Genomic DNA, 24365 nt, shown 5'->3' on the forward strand with positions numbered 1-24365 from the left:
CATGACCGTGCGCACCTTCGACCCCCAGCTCTCCGGCAGCATGCCGACCGACGCCAGCGGCTTGCGCTACTGGCGCAGCCTGGACGCCATGGTGGACTCACCCGAAGCACTGGCGCGGCTGGAAGCGGAGTTCCCGGAGGCGGCGACACCCGAGGGCATGGACCGCCGGCGCTTCCTGCAACTGATGGGCGCTTCGCTGGCGTTGGGCGGGCTGGCGGCCTGCGGGCCGGCGCCGGACACAGCCGTGCCTTATGTGTTCCAGCCGGAAACCATCGTCCCAGGCATTCCGCGCTGGTACGCGACCTCGGTGTGCCTGGGCGGCTACGCCCAACCCGTGCTGGGGCGTACCCACGTGGGCCGGCCCACAAAGCTGGAGGGCAACCCCGACCACCCTGCCAGCCTGGGCCGCTGCGATGCCTTCACTCAGGCCGCGATCTTGCGCTTGTACGACCCCGACCGCGCCCCGGCGCCGCGCAACAAGGGCCAGGAAAGCAGCTGGCAGGCGTTCGCCTTGCACCAGCAAACAATGCTGCCGGCCCTGGACGCCCAACAAGGCGAAGGTTTTCACGTACTGATCAGCGGTAACACCTCGCCCACCCTTGCGCGCCAGCTGGAAGCGTTCAAGGCGCGCTGGCCGAACATGCGAACTTATCGGCACGAGCCCTATGAAGGCCTGCGCTACGAAGCAGCCCAGGCAGCGTTTGGCCGCCCGCTTGAAACCCGCTTGCACTTGGACGCCGCCGAATGGGTGGTTGCCTTCGACGACGACCTGCTCGGCCCCGGCCCGTGGCAAACCGCCCACGGCCTGGCCTGGGGCCAACGACGGGCGGCCGCAGCCGGCGGTAACGGCGAGGCCCGGCTGGTGGTACTGGAACCCGGAAGCAGCCTGACCGGCGCCAATGCCGCCGAGCGCAAGCGCATCGCCCCCGGCGAACAACGGGCTTATGTGCACGCACTGGCGGCAGCCTTGGGCGAAACACCTGCCGGCGCCCCGCTGAGTAATGAAGATCAGCAGTGGGTGCAGCGTCTGGCCGAGGGCCTGACGGCTCGCAAGGGGCGTTGCCTGATCACCGCGGGCGCCTATGCGTCCATTGATGTGCAAGCGGCGGTGCATCGGTTGAACGCTCGGCTCGGCAACGTGGGCCGTACCCTCAGCTATAGCGCGCCAATACCCTTGTTGAGCCTCGCTGGCGCGCCGATGGAGAACCTCCCCGCGCTGGCCCAGGCCATCCGTGACGGGCAGGTGCAAACGCTGCTGGTGCTGGACAGCAATCCCGCCTTCAACGCACCGGGCGAGCTCGACTTTGCGACCCTTATGGAAAAGGTACCGCTGCGCCTGTGCGCCAGCCTGTATTACGACGAAACCGCTGCCCTGTGCCATTGGCACCTGCCCCTGAGCGACGCGCTGGACAACTGGAGCGACGCCCGCGCTGTGGATGGCAGCCTGTGCATACAACAGCCGCTGGTATCGCCTTTCTACAGTGGCAAGGCACTGGCCGAAATCCTTCCGCTGTTCGCAGGACAAGCGAGCGCCGACGCGCTCACTGAAGTCCGCAAAACCCACGCCGCGCTCAACAACGACACTTGGCGCAAGGCGCTGGAGCTGGGCTTCGTGCAAGGCAGTGCGTTACCCGCCATCGAAGCCGAAGCCGCCCCCCTGCGTTTGCAAGCCGAGCCTCCCGCCCAAGGGCTGCAGGTGATCATGCGCCCGGACCCGACCGTATGGGACGGCCGCTTTGCCAACCTGGGCTGGCTGCAGGAACTGCCCAAGCCGATCAGCCAGCTCACCTGGGCCAACGTGGTCGCCATGGCACCCGCGCTCGCCAGCGAACGGGGCCTGGCCAATGGCGACCACGTGACGGTGGCCATAGCGGGCAAGTCCCTCACGGGGCCTGTGTGGATCATGCCCGGCCAACACGAACACACGCTGGTGCTGTATGCCGGCCACGGCCGCCACCGTGCAGGCAAGGTTGCCGATGGCGTAGGCTTTTCCATCACCCCGCTACAAACGGCCTTGTCGCCGTTCCAGCGTGACGGCGCCGAGCTGACAGCTGTTGGCGATCACCAGCGCCTGGCCAGCACCCAATTGCAGCACGACATGGGCCCCACTGACTTGATCCGCCAGTTCACCCGTGACGAACTGACCCAACCGCCGGTCGCGCCTGAGCCGCAACCGTCGCTGTACCCGCCGATCCCGGCCAGCGACACCCGCTGGGGCATGCTGATCGACCTGGATCAATGCATCGGTTGCAACGCCTGCGTGGTCGCCTGCCAAGCTGAGAACAACATTCCCGTGGTAGGGGTGGATGAAGTGCTCAAGGGCCGGCAGATGCACTGGCTGCGGGTGGACCATTACTACGAAGGCGCGCCCGAAGCACCCGCTTCGCACTTCCTGCCAGTGCCGTGCATGCACTGTGACCAGGCCCCCTGCGAGGCCGGCTGCCCGGTGAACGCCACAGTACATGGCACCGGCGGGCTGAACGAGATGGTCTACAACCGCTGCATTGGCACCCGTACCTGTTCGTCGTTCTGCCCTTACAAGGTGCGCCGGTTCAACTGGCTGGACTGGACCGCCGAGGACAGCGCCTCGGTCAAGGCCCAGCGCAACCCCAACGTAACGGTGCGGGCCCGTGGGGTGATGGAAAAATGCACCTACTGCGTGCAGCGCATCAGCGAGGCGCGGATCACCGCGCGCAAGGAAGGCCGCGCCGTGGCTGACGGCGAAGTGGTCACCGCGTGCCAACAAACCTGCCCGACCCAGGCCATCACCTTTGGCAACCTCGCCGATAGCGGCAGCCGCGTGAGCCAGGGCAGAAACTCGGTGCGCCACTACGGGCTGCTCGAAGAACTGAATACCCGGCCCAAGACCACCTACCTCGGGGAAATCAACGATACCCCTGCAGCGGAGGACAGCTGATGGCCGATACCCCGCACTTCCTGCCCCTGGACATGCCCGCAGGTGCGGTGACCGCGCAGGTGATGGACATCCCGTTGCGGTTCAGCCAACGCCGCCGCTGGTGGATGCTGCTCGGCGCATGCTCCGCCCTGCTGGGTGTATTCGTGGTTGCGGTGATCGTGCTGTTCACCCGTGGGGTGGGCGTGTGGGGCAGCAATACGCCGGTGAACTGGGCGTTCGACATCCTCAACTACATCTGGTGGTTGGGGATCGGCCATGCCGGCACGTTCATCTCGGCGCTGCTGCTATTGATGGAGCGGCCGTGGCGCAACTCCCTTAACCGCTTGGCCGAACTGATGACCTTGATGGCGGTGTGCTGCGCCGGGCTGTACCCGATCATGCACCTGGGGCGGCCGCAATATTTCTACTGGATCGCGCCCTACCCCAGCACACTTGGCCTGTGGCCTCAATTCAAAAGCCCCACCGCCTGGGACTTCTTCGCCGTGCTCAGCTACCTGATGGTGTCGGTGCTGTTCCTCTACATCGGCGCCATACCGGATTTCGCCGCCGCGCGCGACCGTGCCAAGGGCCGTGGCCAGCAGGTGGTGTACGGCATTCTCGCCATGGGCTGGCGCAACGCCGCGACCCACTGGCGCTACTGGCACCAGGCGTATCGAGTGATCGCCTTGCTGGCGGTGCCGCTGGTGTTCTCGGTGTCCAGCGGCTATTCGTTCCTGCTCAACCTGGGGCTGGCGGCAGGCTGGCACTCCACCGTGTTCCCACCCTACTTCGTGGCCGGCGCAGTGTTCTCCGGCTTTGCCCTGGTAGCGCTACTGGCCTGCGGGGTGCGCCGATTGCTGTTGCTGGACAACCTCATTACCGCGCGCCACCTGGACATGCTCGGCCGGTTGATCCTGGCCACCGGCTGGCTCACCGCCTACGGCTACCTGGCAGACATTTTCATGGCGTTCTATTCCGGCGAGGCCCAGGAGCGCGAGGTTACTCTGGCGCGCATGGTCGGCCCTACCGCGTGGAGCTTCTGGCTGGCGATCTTCTGCAACGTAGTGGTCCTGCAAGCCTTGTGGTGGCCTTGGGTACGCCGCCACGCCGGCTGGCTGAGCCTGATCGCGCTGGCAGTGTTGGTGGGCATGTGGTGCGAGCGCTACATGTTGCTGGTAACGCCGCAAACCCGGGACTTCATGCCCTCCGCCTGGAGCGATGCCTACAGCCCCACCTTCTGGGAAGTGGCGCTGTTCATCGGCACCTTCGGGGTGTTCGGCGTGCCGTTCTGCCTGTTCCTGCGTTTCGTGCCCATGGTGTCGGCCTTCGAAGTGAAGCAGGCGCTGTACCGTAGCCGGGAGGGCGCATGAAGACCGAGCCCACACCCTACGGCCTGCTGGCCGAATTCCACAGTGCCGAGGCCCTGATTACGGCCTGCGAAAGCGCGCGCGCAGCGGGCTACCGGCGACTGGAAGCCTTCAGCCCTTTCCCGCTGGAGGAGCTGGACGCGCCGCTGGGGCTGAACGACCGCCGGGTACAGGCGTTCGCCATCGTCGGCGGGGTACTGGGCGCGGCGTGCGGCTTTGGCCTGCAGGTGTATGCCAACCTGGACTACCCGCTGAACATCGGTGCCCGGCCCTTGATCGCACTACCGGCCTTCATGGTGATTACCTTCCTGCTGGCTGTGCTGTTCGCCTGCCTGGCCACGGTGCTCGGCCTGTTCATGCTGTGCCGGTTGCCGCGGTTGCACCACCCGCTGTTCGATGCCAGCGCCTTCGCCGGCGCTTCCGACGACCGCTTCCTCTTGTGCCTGCTGGCTGACGACGTGCATTTCCACCTGGCTGATACCCGCGCCTGGCTCGCCGAACGGGCCGAGTCGGTGACGGAGGTGTGGCAATGAACGCGCTGCTGCGAACCGGCATCGTATTGGCCGTTCTGGTGGGCGTGGCCGGGTGCGACAACCTCGAGCGCCAACGCAAGTCCCGGGACCAGGCCGCGAGTGACTTCTTCCCCAATGGCCAGGTGCAGCAGGTACCGCCGCGTGGCACCATCGCCCGCGGGGATGGCGCCCGCCAGCAAACCCTGGCCACCCGCCCGGCCATGAGTGCCGAGCTGCTGCAACGGGGCCAGGACCGCTATCAGGTGTATTGCACGCCCTGCCACGGGCTGGCCGGCGACGGCCACGGTACCGTGGTAGCGCGTGGCTTCCCGGCCCCGCCCGACTTCACCGAGCCCCGGCTACTGGCGATGCCCGACGGTTACTTCGTGAATGTGATCACCAATGGCTACGGGCAGATGTACAGCTATGCCGCGCGAGTGGCACCGGCCGACCGCTGGGCCATTGCCGCGTACATCCGCGCGTTGCAATTGAGCCGCCATGCGCCTGCGGCGCAGCTCTCGGCCGAAGATCGCCAGGCCTTGGGGGCAGCGCCATGAACCGCACACCCTTGCTGGCACTGTTCGGCGTGATCGCCGTGCTCGTGGTGGGCGCGTTCTTCGATGGCCGCGGCGTGCTGGGCGCCGGGCTTAGCGCGGCGGTCACCAGCGTGACCCTGGCGTTGGGTTGCCTGCTATGGCACCTGCTGATGCCGCTGATTCGCGGGGAGTGGCGAACCACCCTCACCCCCAGCCTGGCGATTGGTATGGCCAGCTTGCCCTGGGCACTGCTGGGCCTGCTGGTGCTGGCGCCGGCCGCGTGGCTGTTGTACCCCTGGAGCCAGGCGGGGGCCGAGGGCTTCCGCGGCTTGTGGTTGCACCCGTTGAGCTTCGTTGCGCGGGTGCTGATCTATGCCGGGCTGTGGTGGTGGCTGGCCGGCTGGGTGAACCGCGGCGTGGGCGAAGCGCGAGCGGGCTTGGGCCTGATCGTGCTGGTACTGAGTTTATCCGCAGCGGGGATCGACTGGCTGATGAGCCTGGATGCGGAGCTGGCGTCGACCATCTTCGGTTTATTCTTCGTGCTGCGCGCGCTGCTAATGGGCCTGGCCTGGGCAGGGCTTACCAGCGGGCCACATAGCCAGCGGCTGCTGCGCGGGCTGCTGGTGGGCGCCTGCATCTTCTGGGTGTACCTGCAGTTCATGCAGTACCTGATTGTGTGGGCCGGCAACCTTCCGCGGGAAATTCACTGGTATCTGGAGCGCACGGCCCACGGTTGGGGCACGGTCGGCGGCCTGCTGGCACTCACCCAGGCGATCATGCCGCTGGTGCTGCTTACCCTGCCGTGGGGCAAGCGGCCGAGGGCGCTGCGCTGGGCCAGCGGCCTCACGCTGTTCAGCGGCTTTGTGGAGAGCGCCTGGCTGGGCCTGCCCTCGGTCGGGCTGGCGCCTTCGCTGTGGCTGCCGCTGGCCTGGCTGGCATGGGCCGGGGCAATCGCTTCGCTCACCTTGTGGAGGCGCCGCCATGAAGCATGATCAGCCCGGGGTAGAGCCTGATGCCATTTCGGTGCGCGGCATTCTATGGACCGCCGCTGGCTTGCTGGTCATGCTGCTGGTGAGTGCCACGGTGATCGCCGTGATCATGCATTACTACCCGGTGATCTATCAGCGCAACCAGCCCCCGCTCACCCAGGTTGAACAGCAACGCGCACCGCCGCCCAAGCCAAACCTTGAGGTAAACAGCCCGGCTGAGGGCGAGCATGTCGTTACTGCGGGCCGGGAAAAACTGCAAGGCTACGGCTGGGTACCCGGGCAGCCCGGCGTGGCGCATATCCCCATTTCCCGCGCCATGGAAATGCTCGGCCAACAGGGCTGGCCATCACAAAAGCCGGGTGGTGCGCCATGATTCGCCAAGCGCTGTGGCTATGCATACTGTTACTTGCGCCGGGGCTCGCCGGCGCGGTGGAGGGCAAGCTCGTGTCGCCGTTTGCCGCTGCGGGCATCGATGATCACCTGGGCAAGCGACTGCCGCTGGACGCGCCCTTCACCGATCAGCACGGCGCGGCCGTTACCCTGCGCCAATACAGCGGCAAGCTGCCAATGGTGGTGGTGCCGGTGTACTTCACCTGCCCCAACGTATGTTCGGCGCAGCTGGCCAACCTGTTCATGCTGTTGGCCGCGCTGGATTACCAGCCCGGTCGGGATTACGAGCTGGTGGCATTCAGCTTCAAGCCGGAAGAAACACCCGCCGATGCCGTCGCCCAGCTCAATGCCCTGGCCCGCCGTTGGCCCGAACTGGCGAGCAGCACGGCTGTGCATTTCCTGGTAGGGCCCGAAGCCTCAAGCGCCGGCCTGGCTCAGGCCATGGGCTTCCGTTATCGGCTGGACCCTCAAGCCGGCGAATACGCGCACACCTCCGCCATCGCCGCCGTCACCGCAGACGGCACCCTCGCCCGCTGGCTGTACGGGCTGGGCTATCAGGCCAGCGACCTGCGCCTGGCCCTGACCGAAGCGGGCCAGGGCAAGGTGGGCAGCCTGGGCGATCAGCTGCTGTTGCTGTGCTTCCACTATGACCCACGCACCGGCGCCTACGACAATCTGGTGATCAAGGCGCTTCAGGTTGGCGGCGTGCTCACCTCGCTGCTGCTGGGAGGGGGCATTGCCATCGCCGTGATGCGTGAACGCAGGAGGGCCACCGGGTGAACGGATTCTTCGCACACATGTGGCCGATGGCAGGCTCCGCCTACGCCAGCCGGGTGGACTGGATGGTGATGACGTTCACCGGCGTGATGCTGTTGTTCGTGGTGCCGGTGGTGGTGTGCCTCGTTGTGTTCACCTGGCGCTACCGCGAAGGGCGCGAGGCCGTGCGCGACAGCACCGCCATCGGTAACCACAAGCTGGAGATTGCCTGGATCGTGATCCCGTTTATTGCGGCCATGATCCTCTTCGGCCTGTCGGCGCGGCTGTTCTTCGAGGCCCGCACGCCGCCGGTGGATGCGCTGGAAATCCAGCTCACCGGCAAGCAATGGATGTGGAAATTCCAGCACGCCAGTGGTCAGCGGGAGCTGAACGCGCTGCACGTGCCGGCAGGGCGGCCGATCAAGCTGAACATGATTTCCGAGGACGTGATTCACAGCTTTTACATCCCGGTAATGCGCGTGAAGCAGGACGTGCTCCCGGGCCGTTATACCCAGATGTGGTTCCAGGCCGACCAGCCGGGCACCTATCAGGTGTACTGCGCGGAATTCTGCGGCACCGACCACTCCGCCATGTTGGCCAAGCTGGTGGTGCAAACCCCGGCCGATTACACCCGCTGGCTGGGCGTGGCCGACGCGCCCGGCAGCCTGGCCGAACAAGGCGAGGCGCTGTACCAGCAAATGGGCTGCAGTGGTTGCCACGGGCCGTCGGCGGCGGTGCATGCGCCCAAGCTCGAAGGCTTGTACGGCCGGCCCGTGCCGCTGGCCGACGGCAGTGTGGTAACCGCCGATGCCAGCTACCTGAGGGACTCGATCCTGCTGCCACAAAAGCAGGTAGCCGCCGGCTACGCGCCGATCATGCCCACTTACAGCAACGTACTGGACGAGGACGCCGTGGTGCGCCTGGTCGCCTACATTCAATCCCTTGGTAACACGGAGCCGCCTCGATGAATGCCCACACCCCGGTGCCCAGCTATCTCGAGGCCGGCCACAGCCTGCGCTCCTGGCTATTGACCACGGACCACAAGCGCATCGGCGTGCTGTACATGCTGGCGGTGACGTTCTTCTTCTTCATCGGCGGGCTGGCTGCGGGGGTGATCCGGGTAGAGCTGCTTACGCCCGATGGGGATGTGCTGTCCTCCGACGGCTACAACCGCGCCTTCACCCTGCACGGGGTGATCATGGTGTGGTTCTTTCTCATCCCGTCGATTCCGTCGGTGCTGGGCAATTTTCTGGTGCCATTGATGATCGGGGCCAAGGACATGGCACTGCCGCGAATGAACCTGGCCAGCTGGTACCTGCTCATGGGCGGCGGCTTGTTCACGCTGTTTGCCTTGCTGGCGGGTGGCGTGGATACGGGCTGGACCTTCTACACGCCGCTGTCCACGATGTTCAGCAACGGCCATGTGGTGGCGGTGATCGTGGGCGTGTTCGTGACGGGCTTTTCCTCGATCTTCACCGGCATCAACATCGTGGTGACAGTGCACACCATGCGCGCGCCGGGCATGACCTGGTTCCGCCTGCCGCTGTTCATCTGGGCGCTGTACGCCACCTCGGTCATCCTGATTCTGGCCACGCCGGTGCTGGCCATTACCCTGGTGCTGATCGCCGCCGAGCACCTGTTCAAGATCGGCATCTTTGACCCCGCCCTGGGTGGCGACCCCTTGCTGTTCCAGCACCTGTTCTGGTTCTACAGCCACCCGGCGGTGTACATCATGCTGCTGCCAGGCATGGGCGTGGTGAATGAACTGATCACCGCGGCGGCGCACAAGCGGGTGTTCGGCTACGGCTTTATCGCGTTTTCCAGCATCGCCATCGCCATCCTGGGCTTCATGGTGTGGGGCCATCACATGTTCGTGGCCGGGCAGTCGATGTACGCCAGCCTGCTGTTCTCGCTGCTGAGTTTTCTCATCGCCATTCCCTCGGCGATCAAGGTGTACAACTGGACGGCCACCCTCTACAAAAGCCGGCTGGCGATCACCGCGCACTTCCTCTATGGCTGCACCTTTATCGCGCTGTTCCTGCTGGGTGGCTGCGCAGGGCTGTTCGTGGCGCTGCTGGCAGCGGACCTGCACGTGCATGACACTTACTTCGTGGTGGCGCACTTCCACTACATCATGGTGGGCGCGGCGGTGTCGGCGTTCTTTGGCGGGCTGCACTTCTGGTGGCCGAAGATCACCGGGCGCATGTACCCCGAAACCCTGGGCAAGCTGGCGGCGATCCTGATTTTCCTAGGGTTCAACCTTACCTTCCTGCCGCAGTTCATACTGGGCTACGACGGCATGCCGCGCCGGTATCACCATTACCTGCCCGAATACCAAGTGCTTAACGTGCTCTCCACTGCGGGTGCGGGGGTGCTGGCGGTGGCCTACATGTTGCCCTTCTGTTACCTGCTGTGGTCGTGGTACCGGGGGCCCATTGCCCCGGCCAACCCATGGGGCGCCGCCGGGCTGGAATGGAAGGTAGCGTCGCCGCCACCGGAGCATAATTTCGAGCACATCCCCACCGTGGACTTCGAAGCCTACGATTACCCGCCGGAGGCCACCCATGGCCGGGATTGAACGGGCCGTTACCGAGCAGTTCGTCAGCGAGGAGCAACGCCGCGAGGCAGTGCATCAGGGCATGTGGTTGTTCCTGGCCACTGAAACCATGATGTTTGGCGTGTTGCTGTTCGCCGCCACCTACTTTCGGCTCGCCCACCCGGCCGCCATTGCCGAGGCGGTGGAGCACTTCCACTACCTGCTCGCCGGGGTGAACAGCGCGTTGCTGCTTACCAGCAGCCTGACCGTCACCCTCGCTTTGTACGCCGCCCGCGCCGCCAACCGCCGTAGCGTGCAGAACTGGCTGCTGTTGGCCAGCGCGCTGGCTGCGGCGTTTCTGGTACTGAAGGGCTTCGAGTACCACAGCGAATTCGAAGAAAAACTGCTGCCGGGTCAGGCCGACAATCCCTTGCAGGCGCCGCCGGCGAAGATGTTCGTAGGGCTGTACCTGGTGATCACCGGCGTGCATGCCCTGCACGTGACGGTGGCAATCCTCTTCGCCCTGGGCATCTACTGGCGGCTACAGGTCGGCCGGCTGCGCATGCCCGAACGCTACCTGGTGCTGGAAACCTTCGCCCTGTACTGGCACGTGGTCGACATCATCTGGATCTTCGTCTACCCCACCCTTTATCTGATAGGGAGGCCTGCATGACACTGCCGCGCTTGCTCCTCGCCTACGCCGCCGGCATGGCGCTGCTGGGCATTACCATCGCCATCGCTATCTCCCCCCTGCCCTTGCGCCCGGTATGGATGTTCGCCTGCGCCACCTTCGAAGCCGTGCTGGTGCTCGGCTGTTTCATTGAGCTGCAACGCAGCAGCCCACTGGTACAGGTATTCGCGCTGGGCACTGTGTTTTTCTTTCTGATCCTGTTCGGGATGACGCTGATGGACCTGTGGAAGCGGATGGGGGGTGGGTAGGCTTCACTCATGGAAAATGTTGACGAAGCTCAATTGTTCAGGAAGCGCCAGATGGTATTAACGGAAGCACCTGGCCGCTGAGCTCCACACATGCCCTTACATGCAATGAATCTTTCATCCATTCCCGGCTTAAAGCACGGTTTCGGGCTAGGCGACGAGCCTCAATCGAAAGCGGCGATCATTTTTGCAAACCAGGCGAACGGTGCAGTTGTTTCTCAACAAACCGCGAGTCCAGCTCGCACCCAGTCGCCCTCAGACTCGGTATTTAGCCAGCTGCCCTGCTGCTTGGGAATCGCCACTGCCGACTGTCTGCCTATCCTGGTTAGTAGCGTCAGGCAACCTTTCATTGCGGTCATTCATGCCGGCTGGCAAGGCCTGTTCCAAGGAATAATCCGCAACTCAGTCGAGGCTTATACAAAAGCGGGGATCGAAACCCGTGCCTTACAGTTCGCGGTAGGTCCACACATCGGCCCATGCTGTTACGAAGTGTCAGCTTCGTTTGCCGAAACGATAGAACGTAGGCACTCCTCGGTATGGTCGAACTCCACGCCCCCTTGGTCTCTGGAACGTGATATCTCCCAGCTTCCGGTGCCCATGAGAGCCGCCAAGGCATACGGGGATGGCCTTTGGTTTGATCTACGCCGTTACGCCACATGTCTTTTCCAGGATGCACGTATCAGGCCTGAGCAGATCACGTGGACCGGGCACTGCACTTACTGCTCCGAGCTTTCCTTGGGTAGCTATAGACGACGCCAGCACCATAACGAAGCAAAGCGCTTCCAGCGCTCCTGGATCTGCCTCTCGGCATAACCTGAAACTCTCGGCCCTTCCGGGCCGGTCGCGGCCAAGGCACGCTGCTACAGATGTATCCGTCGCCCTCGTCAGAGAAAGCAACAAACGACTGTCTTCCGGGAGGACCGGCGCCCCCACACGTTCAGCGCGGTTGTCCAAGGAGATGATCAATGGGATGTTGAAGCGGGCTTATGGACGCCTGTCGAGGTGATTCGCAAGCTCCGCCCGCTTCCGACAGAGCGCCCAGCGCGGCCAACTGCGAGAAGCAACTGTCTTGAGCGGTTTCCTTATGCCTTATTCGCGAGCTACGCCTGCGGCTCCGCCCGCTTCCTACAGGTGAGTGAGATCCCTCAAGGTGCTTGACAATCTCTCTGTAGGAAGCGGCGGGGCCGGCCATCCGGCGGTAGCTCGCGAAGTGCCAAGAACAAAGTCAGCAACACCTTCTTCCAGTGTGCTTTTAGCCCCCTTGTTAGGCTCAGGCTTTTCCAGGGAAGGCTCACCCATGGCAAGATACGGCAGTAAACGGTTGCGGGCGGGACGCTACTCCGAGACAGGCCGCATCTATCTCCTCACCACAGTCACGCTTAAACGAGCGCCGCTATTCACCGATTGGTATTCAGGACGCTGCATCGCCCGAGCGTTGAAAGCCGAACACGACGCCGGGCGCGTTCATAGCTTCGCTTGGGTAGTAATGCCCGATCATTTGCATTGGCTGTTTGCGCTCCAGCATGGCGACCTGTCTTCACTCGCCTGCCGAATCAAAGCCGCCTCGGCGCTGGCGATCAATGCTCATCTCGGCCGCCCGGGGCCGGTATGGCAGAAGGGCTTTCATGACCGAGCACTTCGCAGGGAAGAAGACCTGAAGGTCGCGGCCCGCTACGTTGTTCATAACCCCGTTCGCGCGGGATTGGTCGCCAAGGTTGGCGACTACCCGCTGTGGGATGCGATGTGGCTATGAAACCTTCGCGAGCTCCGCCTTCGGCTTCGCCCTGCTCCCACAGGGTTCGGTGCACTTTGAACTCAATCCCAGGGGCCGGGCATCCGGCGAGAGCTCGCGAAGAGGCCACAGACCCTTTTTAGCTCTGCCTGTCTACCACCCCCCACCCAACGCCGCCACCAGCTGCACACTGGTCACCAGTTGCGTGCTCACCAGGCTGAGCAGGCTTTGCTGTTCGCTGAGCAGCGTGGCTTGGGTGGTGGCGACGTCGAGGTAGTCGATCTTGCCGGCTTCGTACTGGTCGGCAGTCACGCGGGCGGATTCGGCGGCGGCTTGGGCGGCGCGGGTGCGGGCGGCGAGTTCGGGGGCCTGGGTGCGTAGCTGCACGAGGTAATCCTCCACTTCACCGATGCCGGTGAGCACGGTTTGCCGGTAGCTGGCAACCTGAGCGTCGTAGGCGGCGCGGGCCTGGTCGACGCTGGCGCGAGTGGCGCCGAAGTCCAGCACGGTCCCGGTCAAGGACGGCCCGATGGACCAGAACCGCGTGGGCGCGTTTATCAAGCTGGCCAGGCTAGTGGCTTGATAGCCACCGCTGGCGCTGAGGGTGAGGTCCGGGTAATACGCTGCGGTGGCCACACCGATGGCCGCATTGGCCGCGGCTAAGTTGCGCTCGGCGGCGGCGATGTCGGGGCGGCGCTCCAGCAGCTGGCTGGGCACCCCTACAGGCACGGCCGGTACCTTCCACGCCCAGGCATTGGGCCCGCTGGAGGGTAAGGCTGCCAGGCTGAACTCGGCCGGCGCCTTGCCAATGAGCAAGGCAATAGCGTGCTCGTATTGGGCCCGCTGCCACTGGTAATCGAGGAGCGTGGCGCGCGCGCTTTCCAGCTGGGTCTGCGCCTGGGCCAGGTCGGCGCGGGAGGAAATCTGCTCTTCGTACTTGTTGCTGATCACCTTCAGGTAACGCTCATATGCGTTCACGGTATCCCGGTAGAGGTCCAGTTGCTGGTCCAGGAGGCGCAGCTTGAAGTAGTCCTGGGCCAGCTCGGATTGTGCGCTCAAGGTGGCAGCGGCAAGGTCGGCGGCGCTGGCCTGGGCGCTGGCGCGGTCCTCCTCCACCGTGCGGCGCAGCTTGCCCCACAGGTCCAATTCCCAGCTGGCGCTCAAGGTGGCGGAGTGGGTGTTGCTGGCGCCGCCCTGGCTGGTGGAATAGGCGCTGGAGGAACTGGTGGCCGTTTCGCTGCGGGTGCTGTCCAGACTAGCGCTTACCGACGGCAACAGGTCCGCCTTCGACGCGCGGGTCAATGCCAGCGCCTGGCGGTATTGGGCTTCGTACTGGGCCACGGTCTGGTTGCTCAGCGCCACCTGGTCCATCAGCGCATCGAGCGTGGCATCGCCGTAGATCGTCCACCAGCGGCCTTTGGCCTGGTCGTCCTTCGGTGCGGCGGCGGTCCAGCCCGCGGCCTCCTTGAACACCACTGGCGCCACGGTCGCCGGGCGTTTGTAGTCAGGGCCCACCATGCAGCCGCCGAGCACGGCCAGCAATAACAGGGAGGGGGCGAATCGGAAAGCGGCAGGCAACTTCATAGCGAACTCTCGGGGGCCAGGCGGCGAACACGGGTATTCCACAGGCGGCGCGTGGCGCGGCTCAAGCGGTCGAAATAGAGGTACAGCACCGGCGTGGTGAACAAGGTCAACAACTGGCTGAGCGCAAGCCCACCGCAGATCGCCAACCCCAGCGGGCGGCGCAGGTCAGCATCACCGCCGCTGGCCAGGGCCATGGGCAAAGCACCGAAGAACGCGGCCAGCGACGTCATCAGGATGGGCCGCAAGCGCTGGCGGCAGGCTTCGAGGATCGCCTGCTCCGGGCTCATGCGCTGTTGCCTTTCGGCGATCAGCGCGAAGTCGATCAGCATGATGGCGTTCTTCTTTACGATGCCGATCAGCAGCAGGATGCCGATCAGCGCGATCACCGTGAGCTGGGTGCTGGTGATCTGCAACAACAGCAAGGCACCCAGCCCCGCCGACGGCAGGGTGGAGAGGATAGTGAGCGGGTGGATGTAACTCTCGTAAAGCACACCCAGCACGATGTACACCGCCACCAGCGCGGCAAGTATCAGCCAGGGCATGCTGGCGGCGAGCGAGGCGCTGGCCGCAGCGGTCCCGGAATAGCTGCCGTGCACCGTGGCAGGCAGGTTGATCCCTTGCAGCGCGACCTTCACCGCGGCCTGCGCGGCTTCCAGGGTAACGCCGTCCGCCAGGTTGAAGGCCACCGTGCTGGTGGCCGACTGCCCGGCGTGGGCCACAGACAGGGGCGCCTCGGCGCTGCTGAAGCGGGCGATGGCTGAGAGCGGCACCTGGGCCCCGCTGTCAGTGACCAGGTACAGCTGGCGAAGCACCTCCGGGTCCTGGTTGTAGCGGGCAGCCACGTCCATGATCACGTAGTACTGGTTGAGCGTTCGGTACACGGTTGCCACGTTGGCCTGGCTGAACGCATTGCCCAGGAAGGTATCTACGTCGTCTACGTTCACACCAAGGCGCGTGGCGGCGGCACGGTCGATGGTCAGCATCACTTCCTGGCCACCGGTCTGGGCGTCCGAGTCCACCGAGGTGAGCTGAGGCAGTTGCCGCAGCGCTTGCTCGACCTTGGGGGTCCACTCACGCAGTACGGTGAGGTCGTCGGCCTGCAGGCTGAACTGGTAGGTCGCGTTGGCGCTGCGCCCGCCGATGTGCAGGTCTTCAAGGGGCATGGCGAACATCTGGATGCCCGCGTGCTTGCTGTAGGCGGCGCTCAGGCGGTTGGCAATCTGCTGAGCCGTGGCGTGGCGCTGGTCGAAGTCTTTAAGGCGAATGAACAGCTGGGCAGTGTTGCGCGAGCCAAAGCCGCCGCTGCCCGTGGACGCCATCACCGCCGCCACGTCCGGGTCCTTGGCCATGGCCTGGGAGATTTCCAGAATGTAAGGCTTGAGCGCCTGGTAGGAGATGTTCTGGTCTGCCCGGATCGCCCCCATCAGAACGCCGGTGTCCTGACTGGGGAAAAAGCCCTTGGGCACCACGGTGTAGAGGTAAACGTTCAGCGCCAAGGTCAGCAGCAGGCTGAACACAGCAAGCAGCCGATGCCGCATTACCCAGGCGAGGGCCTCCAGATACAGCGCCTGAAGGTCGTCCAGCACGCCTTCGATCCAGCGGTACAGGCGTGGCACCGGCCGATTTGGGGCCGCCGGGCGTAGCAGGGCCACACACAGTACCGGCGTGATGCTCAACGACACCACCATGGAAATGCCCAGCGCGATGCTGAGCGTGACCGCGAACTCACGAAACAGCCGGCCGACGATGCCGCCCATCAGCAGCAGCGGAATGAACACGGCTACCAGCGACACCGTCATCGACAACACGGTAAAGCCCACTTCCTTGGTGCCTTGCAAGGCCGCGCGCAGCGGTCGCATGCCCCGCTCCTGCCAGGTAGCGATGTTTTCCAGCACCACGATGGCGTCGTCCACCACAAAGCCTGTAGCGATGATCAAGGCCATCAGCGACAGGTTGTCCAGGCTGTAACCCAGCACATACATGGCCGCGCAGGTACCTACCAGCGACACCGGCAGCGCCACGGCCGGGATCAGCGTGGCGCGCAGGTTACGCAGAAAAACAAACACCACGGCCACCACCAGCAGCACGGCCAGTAGCAGGGTTTTTTCGGTGTCGCGCAGGGAGGCACGAATGGTGGGCGAACGGTCGATCACCTTCACCAGCTGCACGTCGCCGGGGAGCATCGCTTGCAGTTGCGGCATCAGCGCGCTTACCGCGTCGATGGTTTCCAGCATGTTGGCGCCGGCCGAACGGGTAACTCCAAGCGTTACCGAAGGCTGGCCGTTGTAGTAGCCGCTCACGTACACGTCCTCCACGGCGTCGTACACATTGGCCACGTCCTTGAGGTGCACGGCCGCGCCGTCGTTGTAGCCCACGATCAGGTCACGGTAGTCGGCGGCGGTTTCCAGTTGCTGGTTGCTTTCAATGGCCCAGCTTTGGTCGCTCATCTGCAGGGCGCCCAGCGGCTTGTTACGCGTGGCGTTGCCGATGGCGGTGCTCACGCTGCTCAAGCTGATGCCGGCGTGGCTGAGCTGCTGCGGCTGCACGTCTACCCGCACCGCGGGCAGCGAGCCACCGCGCACCGATACCTGGCCCACGCCCTGCACCTGGGCGATTTTCTGTTGCAACAGGCTGGAGGCCAGGTCGTACAGCTGGCCGGCGTCGCGGCTGGCGGAGGTCAGCGCCAGCATGACCACCGGGCCATCGGAGGGGTTGGCCTTGTGGTAGGTGGGCAAAGATTTCATCGCGCTGGGCAACAGGCTGCGCGCGGCGTTGATTGCAGCTTGCACGTCGCGCGCGGCGCCGTTGATGTCCCGGTCCAGGTCGAACTGCAGAATGATGTTGGTGGAGCCCTGGCTGCTGGTGGACGTCATTTCCGTTACCCCCGCGATCTGCCCCAGGGTGCGTTCCAGTGGCGTGGCAACCGTGGCAGCCATGGTTTCGGGGCTGGCGCCGGCAAGGCTCGCTTCCACCATCACCGTGGGGAAATCCACCTGGGGCAGCGGCGCCACCGGCAGCAGGCTGTAACCCAGCGCGCCGAGCAGCAGCAACGCCAGGGTCAGCAGCACCGTGGCCACCGGCCGGGCGATGAACACACGGCTCAGGTTCATGCCGGGCTCCGCGCGCTCAGGCGGCGTCGCAGGCGCTCAGCCAGGCTATCGAAGGCCAGATAGATCACCGGCGTGGTGAACAACGTGAGCAACTGGCTCAACAACAACCCGCCCACGATCACCAGGCCCAGGGGCCGGCGCAATTCCGCGCCAGCGCCGGTGGCGAGCATCAGCGGTACCGCGCCCAGCAGCGCGGCCATGGTGGTCATGAGGATTGGCCGCAAGCGAAGCAGGCAGGCGCGGTGGATCGCGTCCTGCGCCGAAAGCCCCTCTGCCCTGCCCTGCAAGGCGAAGTCCACCATCATGATGGCGTTCTTTTTCACGATGCCGATCAGCAGGATCACGCCGATCAGAGCAATCAGCGAGAAATCACTGCCGCTGAGCAACAGCGCCAGCAACGCCCCGATCGCCGCCGAGGGTAGCGTGGACAGGATGGTCAGCGGGTGAATGTAGCTTTCGTACAGCACGCCCAGCACGATGTACATGGTGAGCAACGCGGCGAGGATCAGCCACAACGTATTGGCCGACGCCTGCTGGAACGAGGCCGCCGCGCCCTGGTAGCGCAGGGTTACCGAGCTGGGGGCGTCCACTTGTTGCATGGCCGCATCCACGGCCTTTTGCGCATCTTCCAGGGCATAGCCGTCGGCAATGTTGAACGACACGGTCACCGCCGGGAACTGCCCCAGCCGGTTCAGGGACAGTGCGCCGGTGCGCTGGCTGATCCGGGCGATGGTGCTCAGGCGTACCAGGCCTGTGGTAGTGGTGGTACTCGTGGTGCTTGTACTTGAGCCGGTAGTGGTTGTGGCCGTAGTGGTCGAACTGGTGCTGGTGTTGCTCGCCGGCGCCAGGTAAATCTGCTCGAACGCCGCCATCGACTGCTGGAACTTGCCCGGCACTTGCAACACCACGCGGTACTGATTGGCCTGGGTGAAGATGGTAGAAATCAGCCGCTGGCCAAACGCGTTGTACAGCGCCGTGTCCACGTCCGCAGCGGTAATGCCGTAACGGGCGGCGGCCTGGCGGTCCAGGTCCACGTAGGCGGTAAGGCCCTGGTCCTGCAGGTTGTCGATCACGTCGCGCAGTTCCGGCCGCTGCTGCAAGCTGGCCATCAACTTGGGCAACAGCGCGGCGAGGCGGCTGCTGTCGGCGTCATCCAGGGTGAACTGGTACTGGCTTGGGGTGAGCTGGTCATCCACGCTCAGGTCCTGGGCGGCGACCATGCTCAGGCTGATGCCGGCCACGGCCTTGCTTGCCGCGTTCAGCCGCTCGATTACAACGCTCGCGCGGTCGTCACGCTCATCGAACGGCTTGAGCTGGATCTGCAAGCGCCCGTTGTTCAGGGTGGCGTTGGTGCCGTCCACGCCCAGCGTGGACGAGACGGAGGTCACGGCGGGGTCTTGCAACACCACCTGCACCAACGCAGCCTGGCGCCGCGCCATTTCATTGAATGACACGTCCTGCGAGGCACGGCTGAAGCCCTGGATCAGCCCAGTGTCCTGCGCCGGGAAGAACCCCTTGGGTACCACCAGGTACAGCAGCGCCGTGAGCACGAACGTGCCGAGCGCTACCAGCAACGTGATCCGCTGGTGCGCCAGCACCCAACCCAGGCCACGGTCATAGGCGGCAGTGAGGCGGGTGAACTGGTGTTCACTCCAGCGGGCGAAGCGGCTCTGCTCCTGAGGCGCCACATGCTTGAGCAGGTAGGCACACAGCATCGGCGTGAGGGTAAGGGAGATCACCATGGACACGAGAATGGACACTGCCAGGGTGATGGCGAACTCGCGGAACAGCCGCCCGACCACATCGCCCATGAACAGCAGCGGGATCAGCACAGCCACCAGCGAAAAGGTGAGCGAGATGATGGTAAAGCCGATCTCGCCCGAACCCTTTAGCGCGGCCTCCATAGGGCTGTCGCCTTCCTCCAGATGCCGGGAAATGTTCTCCACCACCACGATGGCGTCGTCGATCACAAAGCCGGTGGCGATGGTCAGCGCCATCAGGCTGAGGTTATTGAGGCTGAACCCGGCCAGGTACATCACGCCGAAGGTGCCCACCAGCGACAACGGCACCGCCGCGCTGGGAATAAGCGTGGCGGTAAGGTTGCCCAGAAACACGAAGGTCACCATCACCACCAGGGCAATGGACAGCGCCAGCTCGAACTGCACGTCATGAATGGACGCGCGGATGGTTTGGGTGCGGTCGGCCAGCACCTCGAGTTTCACGCTGTCGGGCAAGGCCTGGCGCAGGGCCGGCAGCTGCGCCTCGATCGCGTCCACCACCTGGATCACGTTGGCGCCGGGCTGGCGCTGCACATTGATCACGATGGCCGGCTGGCCATTGGCGGTCGCTGAGAGGTAGGCGTTTTCGCTCCCGTCCTCGGTGCTGGCGACGTCCCGCAGGTACAGCGCCGCGCCGTTTTCGTACTTGAGCACCAGCGCGCCGTACTGGCCGGCGTCACGCAGCTGGTCGTTGGCGTCGATGGTGATGGAATGGTCCGGGCCGTCGAAGCCGCCTTTGGAGCCATTCACGTTGGCGTTGTTGATGGTGTCGTACACGTCCTCAAGCGTCAGGCCGTGGGCGGCCAGCGCGGCGGGGTCGGCATTGATCCGCACCGCGGGCTGGTTGCCCCCGGCCAGGCTCACCAGCCCTACGCCGTTGATCTGCGAGAGCTTCAATGCCACGCGAGTGTTGATCAGGTCCTGCACCTGGGTAAGTGGCAGGCTGTCGGAGGTGGCGGCCAGGGTGATCACTGCCGTGTCCGCGGGGTTCACCTTTTTATAGGTCGGCGGGTTGGGCAAGTCCGACGGCAGCAGGCTGTCGGCAGCGTTGATCGCGGCCTGCACTTCCTGCTCGGCTTCATCCAGCGAAAGCGTAAGCGCGAACTTGAGGGTGATCACCGAGGCACCGGCGGAGCTGGTCGAATACATCTGCGACAGCCCGGCCATCTGCCCCAGTTGGCGTTCCAGCGGCGCGGTAACTGAAGTGGCCAGCACCGTCGCGCTGGCGCCGGGGTACAGCGCGGTGACTTCGATGGTGGGGTATTCCACTTCCGGCAGCGCCGAGGTGGACAGCAGCCGATAGGCGAACAGGCCGGCGAACAGTACTGCCATCATCAGCAGCACCGTGGCAACCGGCCGCTGAATAAACAGGCGGGACGGGTTCATTGCGCCGCCCCGCCGCTGGCGACCTCGGTGGGCTGCTCCACCGTCACCTTGATACCCTCGCGCAGGTGGTCGATGCCGCGGGTTACCACGCGTTCATCGGCCTGCATGCCAGTGAGGATGGCCGTGCGGTCATCCACCACCGGGCCGGTGGTCACGCTGCGGCGCTCGATGCTGCCGTCGGCCTTCACCACATAGATGAAGTTGCCACTGGCGCCCAGCTGCACCGCCGCCGACGGCACCGTAACCGCCTTGGTCAGCACGTCGGTTTGCACCTTCACGTTCACAAACTGGTTGGGGTACAGCGCATCGTTCGGGTTGGTGAACTGGGCCTTGAGCTTGATGCTGCCCGTGGCCGTGTCGATTTCGTTGCTGATGAACTTCAATTCGCCACTGGCAATCTCAGTGTTCTGCTGCGCGTCCAATGCCTGCACGGGGAGCTTTTCGCCCTTGCGCAGTTTGGGCAGCAGCGTCGCCAGTTGCGCCTGAGGCAGGCTGAACGTCACCGCGATGGGGTCGGTCTGGGTCACCGTCACGATGCCGGTGGTGTCACTGGCATGCACCATATTGCCTGGGTCCACCAGGCGCAGGCCCACGTAGCCGTCGATAGGGGAAACGATGCGGGCGTATTCCAGGTTCAGCCGGGCCGCGGCGATCTGCGCCTGATCAGCCTGCACGGTGCCTTGGTATTGGCCCACGGTAGCCGTTTGGGTGTCCAGGTCCTGGCGGGCGAGCGAATCCTTATCGAACAGCCGCTGATAGCGGGCCAAAGTAAGCTGGGCGCTCTTGAGCAGGGCCCGGTTTTCGGCGAGTTCGCCTTGGTACTGGTCCAGCGTGGCCTGATAGGCACGGGGGTCGATCTGCGCCAGCAGCTGGCCTTTTTTCACCTTCTGGCCTTCGCTGAAATACACCGCCTGCAGTTGCCCATCCACACGGCTGGTGACCGTGACCGAGGCATTGGCGATCACGGTGCCCAGCGCCTGCTGGTACACAGGCACGTCTTGCGTGCGGGCCTCGCCGGCCGCCACGGTCACACTGCCGCCGCCCTTGGCAGCCCCGGCCGGCGGCTTGCCCCCGGGCCCCGGCGCGCCAGTAGCTGCAGGCGCCTGTTTGAAGGAATGCCACACGCCAAGGGCGGCGAACGCCACGGCCAACACGGCCGCCACGGCGAAGAGGGTGCGAAGGGTGCGCCTTGAATGCTGGGCCATCTGTTGCTCACTGCTGATCGAGTACGAGCAAATGATGGGGTGCAAATGTGCAGGGAAAATGGAGTTTGCCGGCATGGGTTGATTAGGCCGCCGGCAGGGGCCTAAATAGCCGGGCCATCCACCGTATGTATCTGCCATGAAACTCAGCATTTCCAGCAAACTCTTCCTTGCCGTGTTCGCCAGCGTGCTGCTGGTGATCATCAGCATGGGCATGGCCAGCAACTGGAGCTTCGGCCGTGGCTTCCTCGGCTACCTCAATGAGCTGGCTATGCAGCGGGTAAGCTCGCTGGTACCGCGCATGACCGACGCCTACCAACGCGAAGGCAGCTGGGAGTTCTTGCACAACCATCCACAGCGCTGGTTCGATCTGCTGCGCCCGGAGCCACCGCAAAGCTACGAGGAGCACGAACAGCGGCTGCCGCCCGCCTCGGACCTCACCGGCACGGTATTTCGTATCGCCTTGCTTGATGAACGGCACCAGCGCGTGGCGGGTTATCAGGCCATTGCCGCCGACGCCTTGCTGCAACCGGTTGAGGTGGGCGGGCGCACCGTCGGCTGGCTGGCCGTATCGCCTTTCCAGAGTGTGAGCGAAGCCGGTGGTGAACGTTTCCAGCAGTACCAGCTGCGCACCAGCCTGGCGATGGGGGCTGTGTCTCTTCTGCTGGCAATGTTAATCGCACTGTGGATTTCCCGCGTACTGCTGGCGCCGATCAAGCGTGTGGCCGCCGCCACCCACCGCCTCGCTGCCGGGGATTACAACAGCCGGGTCGCGGTGGCGGCCCAGGACGAAGTGGGGCAACTGGCGCGGGACTTCAATCACCTGGCACACACCCTGGAACGCAACGAGCAGGTACGCCGCGAGTTCATGGCCGACGTTTCCCACGAACTTCGCACGCCGCTGTCCATTCTGCGGGGCGAGCTGGAAGCCATCGAAGACGGCGTGCGTACCCTGGACCACAATTCGGTAAAAAGCCTGCAGGGCGAAGTGCGCATGCTGAGCAAACTGGTGGACGACCTCTACGAACTGTCCCTGGCAGACGTTGGCGCCCTCGCCTACCGCAAGCTGCCCTGTGACCTGGCCGAACTGCTTGGCGATTGCGTCGCCAGCTTCCAGGAGCGTTACGCCGAACACGGCCTGACCATGGAGTTGGCAATCCACAGCGACCCCTTGCCGGTGCAAGCGGATGATCGTCGCCTGCGCCAGCTGTTCCATAACCTGCTGGAAAACACCTTGCGCTACACCGACCGCGGTGGCGAACTGCGGCTAAGCGCGCGCCGGGAGCAGAACACCGTACGGGTGGATTTCCTCGACTCCGCGCCCGGTGTGGATGCAGCCCAGCTGGAGCGACTGTTCGAGCGGTTCTACCGCGCCGAGGGTTCACGCAGCCGGGCCAACGGTGGTGCCGGCCTGGGCCTGGCGATCTGCAGTAGCATTGCGCAGGCCCACGGCGGTAGCCTCACCGCCGCCCATTCACCCCGCGGCGGGCTTTGGCTCACCCTGCGCCTGCCACTGGAGGGCTGAGCAATGGATCATCCTGTTCTGGTTGTTGAAGACGAACCCAAGCTGGCCACGCTGTTGCGCGATTATCTGCAGGCCGCAGGCTACCCGGTGCAATGCGTGGCCAATGGGTTGGAGGTGGTGGCCGCGGTGCAGGTGTACCAGCCGTGCCTGGTGCTGCTGGACCTGATGTTACCCGGGCGCGATGGGCTTGAAGTGTGCCGTGAGGTACGTTCCTTCAGTGCGGTGCCCATCATCATGCTCACCGCCCGCATGGAGGAAAGCGATCGCCTGCAGGGCCTGGACCTGGGTGCGGACGACTACATCTGCAAACCCTTCAGCCCGCGCGAGGTAGTGGCCCGGGTCAAGGCGGTATTGCGCCGGGCGCCGGCCCAGTCGAACAACGACGCCGTGGCCAGGCTGGTGATCGACCATAGCGCCCACACCGCGACGTTCGACGGCGTGCTGCTGGACCTCACCCGCGTGGAGCTGCGCCTGCTGGACACCCTGGCCGGCGCCCCTGGCCGGGTATTCTCCCGCGATCAACTGCTCGACCGCCTCTACCCCGACCGCCGTATCGTCACCGACCGCACCGTGGACAGCCACGTACGCAACCTGCGCCGCAAACTGGCCCAGGCCAGCGCCGCCGACGATCCGATCCAGTCGTTGTACGGGGTGGGGTACAAATGGCAGTTGTGACGCTCCGATTCCCGGGCCCTGTCGGCCCCGGTCCCACCGAGTGAGCGCTGCGTTAGCTCAACAAATCGTGCAACACCGCTTCCAGCTCGGCTGCCTTGAACGGCTTGGCAAGCAAAGGCACACCGGGGAAACGTGCCCGCACCTCGCCGCCTGCGTAACCTGAAGCGAACGCGAAGGGGATGCCGCGTTGCTGCAGCGTGTGCGCCACCACGAAGCTCGGTTCGCCGCCGAGGTACACGTCCAGCAGCGCCAGGTCGAACTCGCCGCTTTCGGCCAGCCATTGACCGGTATCCAGCGACTGCGCCACCTGCACGCCATGGCCCACGCCCACGGATTCGAACAACGCCTCTACGAACAGGCTCACCAGGGTGTCGTCTTCGACCACCAGCACCCGAAGGTCCTTTATACGGTCAGCCCAAAGGGCGCCGGTTGCTTTCATAAGAAAAACTCTGCCG

Annotated in this window: 20 protein-coding genes; 15 read left to right on the plus strand and 5 right to left on the minus strand. The window is 64.7% G+C overall.

The features are described 5' to 3' along the window. Window position 1 precedes the first annotated feature (1 nt). From AC3Z8Y_RS13090 to AC3Z8Y_RS13150, 13 genes are all read left to right on the plus strand, one after another. A complete protein-coding gene (locus AC3Z8Y_RS13090) occupies window positions 2-2917 on the plus strand; it encodes a TAT-variant-translocated molybdopterin oxidoreductase (RefSeq protein ID WP_490086149.1) in 2916 nt (971 codons plus the stop codon). Beyond that, entirely contained in the window at window positions 2917-4266 is a 1350-nt protein-coding gene (gene nrfD / locus AC3Z8Y_RS13095; protein ID WP_490086150.1) for an NrfD/PsrC family molybdoenzyme membrane anchor subunit, read from the plus strand. Before AC3Z8Y_RS13090 ends, nrfD begins: the two co-directional genes overlap by 1 nt. Then, on the plus strand, window positions 4263-4796 hold the full coding sequence (locus AC3Z8Y_RS13100; RefSeq protein WP_490086151.1) for a DUF3341 domain-containing protein: 534 nt from the start codon (window positions 4263-4265) through the stop codon (window positions 4794-4796). The genes nrfD and AC3Z8Y_RS13100 overlap by 4 nt, the downstream gene beginning before the upstream one ends. After that, window positions 4793-5332, plus strand: a complete 540-nt coding sequence (locus tag AC3Z8Y_RS13105; RefSeq protein WP_490086152.1) for a c-type cytochrome — start codon at window positions 4793-4795, stop codon at window positions 5330-5332. Before AC3Z8Y_RS13100 ends, AC3Z8Y_RS13105 begins: the two co-directional genes overlap by 4 nt. Continuing rightward, window positions 5329-6303, plus strand: a complete 975-nt coding sequence (locus AC3Z8Y_RS13110; protein ID WP_490086153.1) for a hypothetical protein — start codon at window positions 5329-5331, stop codon at window positions 6301-6303. The genes AC3Z8Y_RS13105 and AC3Z8Y_RS13110 overlap by 4 nt, the downstream gene beginning before the upstream one ends. Beyond that, entirely contained in the window at window positions 6293-6673 is a 381-nt protein-coding gene (locus tag AC3Z8Y_RS13115) for a hypothetical protein (RefSeq protein WP_490086154.1), read from the plus strand. Before AC3Z8Y_RS13110 ends, AC3Z8Y_RS13115 begins: the two co-directional genes overlap by 11 nt. Beyond that, complete coding sequence (locus AC3Z8Y_RS13120; protein ID WP_490086155.1) at window positions 6670-7470, plus strand: SCO family protein; 801 nt, start codon at window positions 6670-6672, stop codon at window positions 7468-7470. Before AC3Z8Y_RS13115 ends, AC3Z8Y_RS13120 begins: the two co-directional genes overlap by 4 nt. Next, entirely contained in the window at window positions 7467-8414 is a 948-nt protein-coding gene (gene coxB / locus AC3Z8Y_RS13125; protein WP_308812134.1) for a cytochrome c oxidase subunit II, read from the plus strand. The genes AC3Z8Y_RS13120 and coxB overlap by 4 nt, the downstream gene beginning before the upstream one ends. Further along, on the plus strand, window positions 8411-10024 hold the full coding sequence (locus AC3Z8Y_RS13130; RefSeq protein ID WP_490086156.1) for a cytochrome c oxidase subunit I: 1614 nt from the start codon (window positions 8411-8413) through the stop codon (window positions 10022-10024). Before coxB ends, AC3Z8Y_RS13130 begins: the two co-directional genes overlap by 4 nt. After that, on the plus strand, window positions 10011-10655 hold the full coding sequence (locus AC3Z8Y_RS13135) for a cytochrome c oxidase subunit 3 (RefSeq protein ID WP_490086157.1): 645 nt from the start codon (window positions 10011-10013) through the stop codon (window positions 10653-10655). Before AC3Z8Y_RS13130 ends, AC3Z8Y_RS13135 begins: the two co-directional genes overlap by 14 nt. After that, the gene (locus AC3Z8Y_RS13140; RefSeq protein WP_490086158.1) at window positions 10652-10921 is read left to right on the plus strand and encodes a hypothetical protein; all 270 of its coding nucleotides are present in this window, start codon (window positions 10652-10654) and stop codon (window positions 10919-10921) included. Before AC3Z8Y_RS13135 ends, AC3Z8Y_RS13140 begins: the two co-directional genes overlap by 4 nt. A gap of 105 nt (window positions 10922-11026) precedes the next feature. Continuing rightward, window positions 11027-11731, plus strand: a complete 705-nt coding sequence (locus AC3Z8Y_RS13145; RefSeq protein ID WP_490089998.1) for a purine nucleoside phosphorylase YfiH/LACC1 family protein — start codon at window positions 11027-11029, stop codon at window positions 11729-11731. A 484-nt stretch (window positions 11732-12215) separates the two neighbouring features. Further along, a complete protein-coding gene (locus AC3Z8Y_RS13150) occupies window positions 12216-12671 on the plus strand; it encodes an REP-associated tyrosine transposase (RefSeq protein ID WP_490086159.1) in 456 nt (151 codons plus the stop codon). Between the two features lie 132 nt (window positions 12672-12803). Here the strand turns inward: AC3Z8Y_RS13150 and AC3Z8Y_RS13155 are convergent, their stop codons facing one another. From AC3Z8Y_RS13155 to AC3Z8Y_RS13170, 4 genes are read right to left on the minus strand one after another with little or no spacing between them, the layout of a single operon-like run. After that, window positions 12804-14234 carry an efflux transporter outer membrane subunit gene (locus AC3Z8Y_RS13155; protein WP_490086160.1) on the minus strand — a complete coding sequence of 477 codons (1431 nt, stop codon included), beginning with the start codon at window positions 14232-14234 and terminating at the stop codon, window positions 12804-12806. Beyond that, a complete protein-coding gene (locus AC3Z8Y_RS13160) occupies window positions 14231-17344 on the minus strand; it encodes an efflux RND transporter permease subunit (protein ID WP_490086161.1) in 3114 nt (1037 codons plus the stop codon). Before AC3Z8Y_RS13160 ends, AC3Z8Y_RS13155 begins: the two co-directional genes overlap by 4 nt. Continuing rightward, window positions 17341-20508 (minus strand): efflux RND transporter permease subunit, encoded by a 3168-nt coding sequence (locus tag AC3Z8Y_RS13165; protein ID WP_490086162.1) that lies wholly within the window; start codon window positions 20506-20508, stop codon window positions 17341-17343. The genes AC3Z8Y_RS13160 and AC3Z8Y_RS13165 overlap by 4 nt, the downstream gene beginning before the upstream one ends. Then, complete coding sequence (locus AC3Z8Y_RS13170) at window positions 20505-21713, minus strand: MdtA/MuxA family multidrug efflux RND transporter periplasmic adaptor subunit (protein ID WP_490086163.1); 1209 nt, start codon at window positions 21711-21713, stop codon at window positions 20505-20507. Before AC3Z8Y_RS13170 ends, AC3Z8Y_RS13165 begins: the two co-directional genes overlap by 4 nt. Before the next feature lie 136 nt (window positions 21714-21849). On the opposite strand from AC3Z8Y_RS13170, the gene baeS reads away from it, so the two are divergent. Further along, a complete protein-coding gene (gene baeS, locus AC3Z8Y_RS13175) occupies window positions 21850-23235 on the plus strand; it encodes a sensor histidine kinase efflux regulator BaeS (protein WP_490086164.1) in 1386 nt (461 codons plus the stop codon). A gap of 3 nt (window positions 23236-23238) precedes the next feature. After that, window positions 23239-23910 (plus strand): response regulator, encoded by a 672-nt coding sequence (locus AC3Z8Y_RS13180; protein WP_490086165.1) that lies wholly within the window; start codon window positions 23239-23241, stop codon window positions 23908-23910. Between the two features lie 52 nt (window positions 23911-23962). On the opposite strand, the gene AC3Z8Y_RS13185 is transcribed toward AC3Z8Y_RS13180, so the two are convergent. Then, window positions 23963-24349, minus strand: a complete 387-nt coding sequence (locus AC3Z8Y_RS13185; protein WP_490086166.1) for a response regulator — start codon at window positions 24347-24349, stop codon at window positions 23963-23965. Between the last annotated feature and the right edge of the window lie 16 nt (window positions 24350-24365).

It is taken from the genome of Pseudomonas sp. 3MAES_34.3B (genome assembly GCF_058145875.1).